Genomic DNA, 9,930 nt, shown 5'->3' on the forward strand with positions numbered 1-9,930 from the left:
TGGCACGGTCTTGCACCCGCTGCTGCACCGGAATACCTCGGACGTGGCCGGGCTGCGCTTCAGCACGTACTTGAGCGGCGACGAATTCTTCCTGAGCGATCATGTGGTGCAGGGTGCCGGCGTCTTGCCGGGCGTGGCGCAACTGGAAATGGCGCGCCGCGCCGCTAGCGAGGTGCTCGGTGAAGCGGGTCGTATTGCATTGAACGACGTGGCGTGGGTACGACCGATGGTCGTAGGCGCTGACGGGTTGACGGTGCATATTGCGCTTTATCCCGAAGAAACCGGCGAGATCGGCTTCGAGATCTATAGCGAAGGTGACGATGGTGAAGCCTTGGTCTACAGCCAGGGCGTGGCCTTGGTTGACCGCGAGGAAACGCTGGGAGCCTCCGCGACGTACGATCTGGCGGCGTTGCGCGAGCAATGCGCGCAGGCGCGCTGGGATGCTCCAGCGTGTTACGCCCAGTTCGAAAAGATGGGCTTGCACTATGGCCCGGGATTCCAGGGCCTGAGCGAACTATTCGTCGGGCACGAGCAAGTCCTGGCGCGGATCACACTTCCCGCTTCGGTAGAGATGGATGGCTATGTACTGCATCCCAGCTTGCTGGACGCAGCCTTGCAAGCAACGCTGGGTCTGCAAATGGGCGCGGCAGCGCAAGCCGGTGGCATGACGCTGATGATGCCTTTTGCCTTGGGTGCGTTGGAAACGCGGGCGCCATGCACGATCGCGATGTGGGCCATCGTGCGCTATAGCGCTGGTAGCCAAGCAGGCGATGCGGTGCTACGGCTCGATATCGACCTGTGTGATGAGCAGGGTGTGGTGTGCGTGCGATTCACGCAGTTCAGCACGCGTGCCTTGCATGACAAGAGCGTGCGGCTGGAAGCGCGAGAGTCGGCTGCATCTGAAACGGAACTGCTCTTGACGCCGGTCTGGGACGTGGTGAATTCCCCGAAACCAGTGCGTCAGTCCGTGTCGACCGAACGAGTATTGATCTTGGGTGGCACACCTGCGCAGCGAGAAGCGATTTTCGCCCAGTTTCCGGAATCGGCTGTGCTTGTGTTGCCACAGGTTGCGCAAATCGCCGATATCGAAGAACGACTCCGCACGCATGGCGAGATTGACCACCTCGTATGGATTGTCGGTGTCGGGGAGATCGAAGCACAGACTCATGACGATGAGGCCCTTATCCTGGCGCAGCAACAAGGTATCGTGCTGGGCTTTCGTCTCGTAAAAGCCCTGCTGGCGCTCGGATTCAACCAGCGCTCGTTGAACTGGACCGTATTGACGTGTCAGACGCAGGCCGTCCATGGGCAGGACGCGGTGGCACCAGCGCATGCTGGTGTGCATGGTTTCGTAGGGTCGATGGCGAAGGAATTCCGGCGTTGGCAAATTCGTTTGCTGGACCTGCCGAGTGCAGAACCGTGGCCGATCGAGCATATTTTTCATCTGCCCTACGATGCTCAAGGCGACGCGCTTGCATGGCGTTCGGGTCAGTGGTTCCGGCAGACATTGCTGCCCGTTGAAATTAAATCCGTCGATCAACGCGCGCCTTTGTATCGTCAAGGCGGTGTCTATGTGGTCATCGGTGGCGCTGGTGGTATCGGCCAGGCCTGGAGTGAGTACATGGTGCGCGAGTACCAGGCGAATATCGTCTGGATTGGGCGGCGTGTCAGTGATGAAACCATCGAGCACGCCCAGGCGCGTTTGGCTGCTTTCGGTCCGATGCCGTTGTATATCGCTGCTGATGCGACCGATCGGCTTGCGTTGGAGCGAGCCCGTGAGCAGGTTCTGGCGTGCTTCCCGGCGATTCATGGCGTCATGCATGCAGCCATTGCATTGCTTGACAAGAGCCTGGTGCAGATGGACGAAGCCCGTTTGCGGGCGGGATTGGCAGCCAAGGTGGATGTCAGTGTCAGGATGTGCCAGGTGTTTGGCGGGCTCTCTCTGGACTTCATGCTGTTTTGTTCGTCGCTGCTCAGCTTCATCAAGGCACCCGGGCAAAGCAATTATGCGGCCGGCTGCACGTTCAAGGATGCCTATGCACTGCAACTGGTCAAGCGACTGCCATACCCGGTAAAAATAATGAACTGGGGCTACTGGGGCAGTGTCGGCGTGGTTGCCTCGCAGGTTTACCGCGAGCGCATGGCGCAACAAGGCTTCGGCTCTATCGAAGTGCACGAGGGCATACGGGCGATCGAAACCCTGCTGGCAGTGCCGATACCACAATTGGGCTTCCTGAAAGTCATAAAAGCCGGCGCCAAGGGCGGCATTTTCGACTTGATCGGCGACGCGCACGTGAGCACGGATGTGGCTCGGTTCGGTTCCACAGCGGCAGCACTCGCCGCACAGTCGGTCAGTACGATATTTCCGGTCGATGCAGCGCAACTGGCACAACGCAAGCGGGAAATCGACCGCATGTCGCTGGCGATTTTGCGCGGCGAATTGCAGGCACTGAAACTGACTGGTGCGACGACCATGCCGGAATTGCGCGCCGGTCATGCGCGCTGGCTTACCTACAGCTTGCAGTGGCTGGCCGAAGACAGCGCTGTCGAAGCCACTTCGCTCGAGCAAGCCTGGGCCGGATGGAATGAGCACAAAACGGCATGGCTGGATGCTCCCGATTTGCGTGCACAAGTAACGCTGGTCGACACCATGCTTCGTGCGCTGCCAGCCATCTTGCAAGGTCGCACTGCGGCTACCAGCGTGATGTTCCCGGACTCGTCCATGCATTTGGTCGAGGGTATCTACCGGGGCAATGCCGTGGCGGATTATTTCAATGACATATTGTGCGATAGCGTTCTTGCTTTCGTCCGTGCACGCCTGCAACAGGATCCCGACGCGCGCATCCGCATTCTCGAGATCGGGGCCGGAACCGGAGGCACCAGCGCCCGCGTGTTGGCGCGACTTGCGCCATACGCGGCGCATATCGAGCAATATTGTTATACCGATTTATCGCGCGCCTTCCTGCTTCATGCGGAAAGGAACTACGGGCCGCACTACCCGTATCTGGATTACCGCTTGTTCGATGTCGGCAGCCCCCTGGAAGGGCAAGGCATCGAAGCTGCGAGCTACGATGTGGCGATCGCCACGAATGTCATGCACGCTACCAAGGATATCCGCGAGAGCCTGCGCAACGCGAAGGCGGTGCTGAGCACCAATGGTGTGCTCTTGCTCAATGAATTGAGCAGCTGTGAGTTATGGGCCCATCTTACCTTCGGCCTCTTGAACGGCTGGTGGCTGTATGAGGATGAGGCGCTGCGCATACCGGGCTGCCCCAGCCTAGCGCCAGCAAGCTGGGAGACGGTGTTGCGCGCGGAAGGTTATCGCGAAGTCTTCTTCCCGGCCGCATCTGCACATGCGCTGGGACAACAGGTAATCGTTGCGGAAAGCGATGGTGTGGCGTTGCAGAGACGGGTCGCATCCGTTGCGACGTCCAAAGCGGTAGCTGTGTCATCCGTTACGCCTGTCGTTTCCGTTTCGCGGAGTCGTGAACCGGTTGCGGACTTCACGCCCGTCGCCGCGGTGGCACCGGCATCGCTGCGTGAAAAGTGCCTGCTGCAAATCAAGAAGCTGGTCGGGCAGATTTTGAAAATGCCGCTGGACAAAATCGACACCGGCACCAGCCTCGACCAGTACGGCATCGACTCGATCCTGGTCATGGAGCTAAGCAACGGTTTGCGCGCTGCGTTCAACGATATCGGCATCGAAAGCGCCGTCAGCCCCACCTTGTTTTTCGAATACCAGACCATCGACGCGCTGGCAGATCATTTCATCGCAACCGAAGCACTGGCGATGATGCGCTGGGTCGGATTGGATGCCACTACTGCGCCGCAGGCGCTGGAGCAGCTCATACGCGTCGTGAGAGAAGCCACGCGAAGTCCGGCGCGCGGCTTCCGCCGTATCGGCAGCAGGACGTCGCTCGCATCGCCAGCACCATCGGTGGTGATGCAGGATGTGGCCATCGTCGGCCTTTCCGGACGTTACCCGGAGGCGGCCGACGTAGCGCAATTCTGGGAGCACTTGAAGAGCGGGCGCAATTGTATCCGTGAAGTGCCAGCGGAGCGTTGGGATCACAGCCGGTATTTCGACGAACGCAGAAACCAGCCAGGCAAGGCTTACACCAAGTGGGCCGGGTTCATCGACGGTGTGGATTGCTTTGATCCGCTGTTCTTCAACATCTCGCCGCGCGAGGCAGAGTCCATGAGTCCGCAGGAACGGCTGTTCCTGCAGGAAGCCTATGCCAGTATCGAGGACGCCGGCTACTCACCGGCTAGTCTATGCGCAAGCCGAAAAATCGGCATGTTCGTCGGCGTGATGAACGAACGCTATGCATCGGGGGCACGCTTCTGGTCGATTGCCAACCGGATTTCCTACCTGTTCGATTTTCAGGGACCGAGCATGGCGGTCGACACCGCCTGCTCGTCTTCACTAACGGCGATTCATCTGGCCATCGAGAGCTTGCGCAACGGTAGCAGCGAGGTGGCGATCGCTGGCGGCGTCAATCTGATCGTCGATCCGGATCACTTGCTGACCTTGTCGGCGATGACCATGCTCTCGGCCGGTGACAAGTGCAAATCGTTCGCCGCCGATGGCGACGGCTTCGTCGATGGCGAGGCCGTCGGTGCTGTCGTGCTCAAGCCGCTTCAGCGGGCTGTGACCGATGGCGATCACATCTATGGCGTGATCAAGGGCAGCGCCGTCAATTCCGGCGGCAAGACCAGTGGCTACATGGTGCCCAATCCCGCCGCGCATGCCCAAGTTGTGCGTGAAGCGCTGGAGTCCGCCGGCGTCGATGCGCGCAACGTCAGTTATATCGAAGCACAAGGTACCGGCAGCAGTCTGGGCGATCCGATCGAGATCGCGGGTCTCTCCAAAGCCTTCCAGAACTGGACCGCGGACAGGCAGTTCTGTGCCATCGGCTCGGTCAAATCGAATGTCGGGCATTGCGAGAGCGCGGCTGGCATCGTGGCGATCAGCAAGGTGTTGATGCAGATGAAGCATCAGACGCTGGTGCCTAGCCTGCATGCGGCTGAAATCAACCCGAACATCGACTTTGCGCGTTCGCCGTTCGCGCTGCAGAGGGAATTGGCGCCCTGGCCGCGTCCCGTTCGGGAAATCGGTGGCCGGATGCAGGAAGTCCCGAGGGTCGCGGGAGTCTCGTCGTTCGGCGCCGGAGGCGCGAACGCTCACGTGGTGGTGGAAGAATACGTCGCACCTCTGGCGCAGGATCGAGCTGATCAGGGCCCGGCGATGGTCGTGCTGTCGGCGCGCAACCCGGAACGGCTTGAAGAACAGGTGCGGCGCCTGCTTGCCGCCATAGCGCCGGAAACGGATAACTCCGACCTGACGTTGGGTAATCTCGCCTATACGCTACAAGTCGGACGCGAGGCCATGGAAGAGCGGCTCGCTCTGGTAGTTGGTTCGCTCGATGAACTGCGGCACAAGCTGGCGGCCTATGCCGCCGGCGAAACCGAAATCGACGATCTGTATCGTGGACAGGCCAGGCGCAACAGGGACGTGATGGTCATGCTTGCCGGTGACGAAGACGTCGACATGGCAGCGATCGCGACAACATGGATTGCCAAGGGAAAATTCGACAAGCTGCTCGGCTTGTGGGTCAAGGGCCTGGCATTCGATTGGGACACTTTGCATCAAGCGGATCGCCGGCGCGGCGTGGCACGGCCGCAACGTATCAGTCTGCCGACTTACCCATTCGCAAAGGAGCGGTACTGGATTGAAAATCGCAGGGAAGCAGAGTCTTTGCATCCACTGCTGCAGCGTAATACGTCAGACCTTTCGGGTTTGCGCTTCAGTACGGTATTCCATCTCGGAGACGCGTCGCTTGCGCATGACGTGGAAAGTGGTCACTGGGTTTTGGCGCAGGCCGCGCAGTTGGAAATGGCGCATTGCGCCGTGCGTGAGGTCAACGGCATCGTGGCCGACATACACGCGCAAAGCGTGGAATGGGGTCATCAGCCGGAGGTTGGTGCTGGCGGCCTGGAAGTGCATATCGCACTCGAATTGCAGCAGACGGGTGCAGTCCGTTACGAAATCTACAGCGAGCTAGAAGAGGGTACGGTGACTGTACATAGCTGCGGCATGCTGGTGGCCGCGGATTCCAGTCACGCGACGATGCAAGCTGCGGCGGCGCCTTTGGCAGGTGCTTTCCATATCGATGGCGATGTCATCGCCATCGACGAAAGAACGCTGCAGCAAAAGATCAAGCGAATGCTATTCGTCATGGTGTCGGCCACGCTCAAGGTGAAGCAGCAAGATATCGACGGCGAGACGCCGTTAAGCGAATACGGCTTCGATTCGATCAGCCTGACTGGATTCGGTAACGCCTTGAACGATCAGTATCAGGCTGATCTGACGCCGACGATTTTCTTTGAGTTCCCCACGCTCGATGATCTTGCGGGCTTTCTGGCGTGCGAACGCACAGAGATAATGCAGCGCCACTTTGCGCTGCAGAACGATACGGCGGATGCCAAACCAGCCATTCCCGACAAGGTTCAAGGCCTCCAGCATGAACGGCATTCCCGTTACGCCGCCACCGCAAGAGGTCAGGCCAACCGCGACGGCAAGACGGGCGAGGAACCGATCGCGATTATCGGGATGAGCGGACAGTTCCCGCAGGCAAGAGACATTGATGCCTTTTGGCACAACCTGCACGAGGGCAAGGATTGCATCAGCGAGATTCCACGCGAGCGTCAGGATTGGCGTGCCTGGCATGGCGACCGCGCCCACGAAGAGGATCAGGCCAAGATCACCTGGGGCGGCTTTATCGATGGAGTCGATGAATTCGATCCGATGTTCTTCGGCATCTCGCCCAAAGAAGCCGAGCTGATGGACCCGCAACAGCGCTTGATGATGCTGCACGTCTGGAAAGCGTTGGAAGATGCCGGTTACGCCGGGTCCGAGCTGTCGGGCAGCGATACGGCTATTTATGTCGGCACTATAGCCAGTGGTTATAGCGCGCTGATCAGTCGTGCCCGGATGGCGATCGAAGGCTATTCCTCGACCGGAGCTGTCGCTTCGGTGGGGCCCAACCGGATGAGTTATTTCCTCAATTTCCACGGCCCAAGCGAGCCGGTGGAAACCGCGTGTTCCAGTTCGTTGGTGGCGTTGCGGCGAGCGATACTCGCGATCGAGCGGGGCGACTGCGCCATGGCGATTGCCGGCGGTGTGAACACCATCGTCAATCCGGAGCTGCATATCAGCTTCAGCAAGGCTGGCATGCTGAGTGAGGACGGTCGTTGCAAGACCTTCTCCAGTGAGGCCAATGGCTACGTGCGCGGCGAAGGCGTCGCGATGCTGGTATTGAAGAAGCTGTCCGATGCCGAGCGCGATGGCGACCATATTTATGGCCTGGTACGCGGCATCGCAGAGAACCACGGCGGACGTGCCAATTCGCTGACCGCGCCCAATCCGAAAGCACAGGCAGCGGTGATCCGACAGGCTCACCAGCACGCCGGTATCGATCCGCGCAGCGTGACCTATATCGAAGCGCACGGTACCGGTACGCCGCTGGGCGATCCGGTCGAGATCAATGGCCTCAAGGCAGCGTTCAAGGAGTTGTACGCCACCACCGGCGACAGCGATGTGGTCGATCAGCACTGTGGTTTGGGCTCGGTCAAGACCAATATCGGTCATCTCGAACTGGCCGCTGGTGTCGCGGGCGTGATCAAGGTCTTGCTGCAGATGAAGCACAAGACGCTGGTGAAAAGCCTGCACAGCGATAGCCTAAATCCGTATATCGACTTGAACGGCAGCCCGTTCTACGTCGTGCAGGAAGCACGCGAATGGGCGGCGATACGCGATGCACGCGGTCAGCTCTTGCCACGTCGTGCCGGTGTGAGCTCTTTTGGTTTTGGTGGTGTGAACGCTCACGTAGTGCTAGAGGAATACATCCCTGCGACGGTGAAGGCCCCGGCTGCGCACGGCCCGGCCGTGGTGGTGTTGTCGGCGCGCAATGAAGAGCGTTTGCGTGAGCAGGTTCAGCAATTGCTGGCCTTTATCGGCATGCCAGAAGCGGAGTCGGAGATCAGCTTGGCCGATCTGGCTTATACGCTGCAGGTCGGGCGTGAAGCGATGGAAGAGCGGCTGGGTCTGGTGGCCAGTTCGTTCGCCGATCTACGTGGCAAGCTGGCGTATTTCCTCGCAGGCAACGGTGGCATGGAGGATCTTTATCGCGGGCAGGTCAGGCGCAACAAGGATGCCATGGCCGCATTCTCAGCCGATGAAGACATGGCACACACCGTTCGAAGCTGGGTTGAAAAAGGCAAGTTCGGCAAGCTGCTTGATCTGTGGGTGAAGGGCTACGGGCTTGACTGGAGCGGTCTCTACAGCGATCGCAAACCACGCCGCATCAGTTTGCCGACTTATTCCTTTGCCAGGGAGCGTTATTGGGTTCAGGCCGGCAATACCGGCACGGTAGTGGCGCCTGCTGTCGGTGCCATGTTGCATCCGCTGATGCAGCGCAACTCCTCCAACTTGTCAGGGCTGCGCTTTAGCAGCCGCTTTGACGGAAATGAGTTTTTCCTTGCTGATCACGTGGTGCGGGATAAGCCCGTGCTGCCGGGCGTGGTCCAACTGGAAATGGCACGTTTTGCGGCGAGTGAAGCGATGGACGGTGCAGGCAAGCTGCATTTGAAAGACATCGTATGGGTGCATCCCGCGATTGTCGGCAGTGAGGGTCTAGAGCTGCATGTCTCGCTGCATCCGCAAGAAAGCGGTGACATCAACTACGAGGTTCACGCTGACGTTGCAGATGGTGGGACCGTCTATAGCCGCGGCGTGGTCACGGATGTCATCGAAGATGCCGCTCCGGAGATACACGATCTGCCGGCCCTGCGTCAGCGATGCACGCAGGCATACCTGAATGCCGCTCAATGCTATGCCTTGTTCAACCAGCTTGGTTTGCACTATGGAGACAGCTTCCAGGGCTTGAGCGAACTGTTTGTCGGTACACAACTGGCGTTGGCGCGAATAACGCTGCCAGCCGCGGTACAGGCATCGATGGATCACTACGTATTGCATCCAAGCTTGCTTGACGCCGCAATGCAGGCATCGATCGCCTTACAGATGAGCGCAAGCGCGGAGGACTTGACCCTGATGCTGCCGTTTGCATTGGGATCCCTAGACGTACTTGCTCCTTGCACGACCAGTATGTGGGCAGTCGTTCGGCATAGCATCGACCGCGCAAGCAGTGATGCTGTGCACACGGTCGATATCGATGTGTGTGACGACAATGGAATGCCATGCCTGCGATTCAGGCAGCTAGGCCTGCGGATGTTCACAACCCCGCCAACGGATGGCCGTGTCCGCGAGGTGAGCCTGGACGATCTGATAAGCCATGTAGAGGGCGATCAAGCGACTGGTTTAATACCGCAGCCCGCGTTACTGAAGTTAGGGAAAGTGGCAGCCGTGGCAAGCACCCACGACACATCCGACGATATCCAGGAAAGGGCTGCCCGCTATTTTGTGCGCTTTCTGTCGACAACGTTGAAGCTGCCGACTCACAAAATCGATCCTCTTGCGCAGATGGAGACCTATGGCATCGACTCCCTCTTGGTACTGGACTTGACACGTGCTCTGGAAAAGCAATTTGGCTCGCTACCGAAAACGCTGTTCTTCGAATATCAAACCATTGCTGCGTTGAGCGGATATTTTGTACAACATCATCGCTCGGCGATGACTACGCTGTTGGGAGAAAATCGCGCTTCCGCCGCTGCTGTGTCAGTGCCCTTGGCGACCAAGATCCATAAGCCTTCCATATCGATGAGCAGTCGCTCGCGTTATCAAACACGCACTCGAATCGGTAAGGACGCGGGCGACGATGTCGTTGAAATCGCGATCATCGGCGTGTCGGGTCGTTATCCGCAGGCGGGCAACCTTGAGCAATTCTGGGCCAACCTGAGTGGCGGCAAAGA

At 59.2% G+C, this 9,930-nt stretch carries 1 protein-coding gene; it reads left to right on the top strand.

The window, feature by feature from the left end; genetic code table 11:
* The coding region (locus HDE80_RS21900; RefSeq protein ID WP_184674437.1) for a beta-ketoacyl synthase N-terminal-like domain-containing protein at positions 1-9,930 on the top strand (9,930 nt) is incomplete at both ends.

This window comes from Rhodanobacter sp. A1T4, from assembly GCF_014207185.1.
GTDB lineage: Bacteria > Pseudomonadota > Gammaproteobacteria > Xanthomonadales > Rhodanobacteraceae > Rhodanobacter.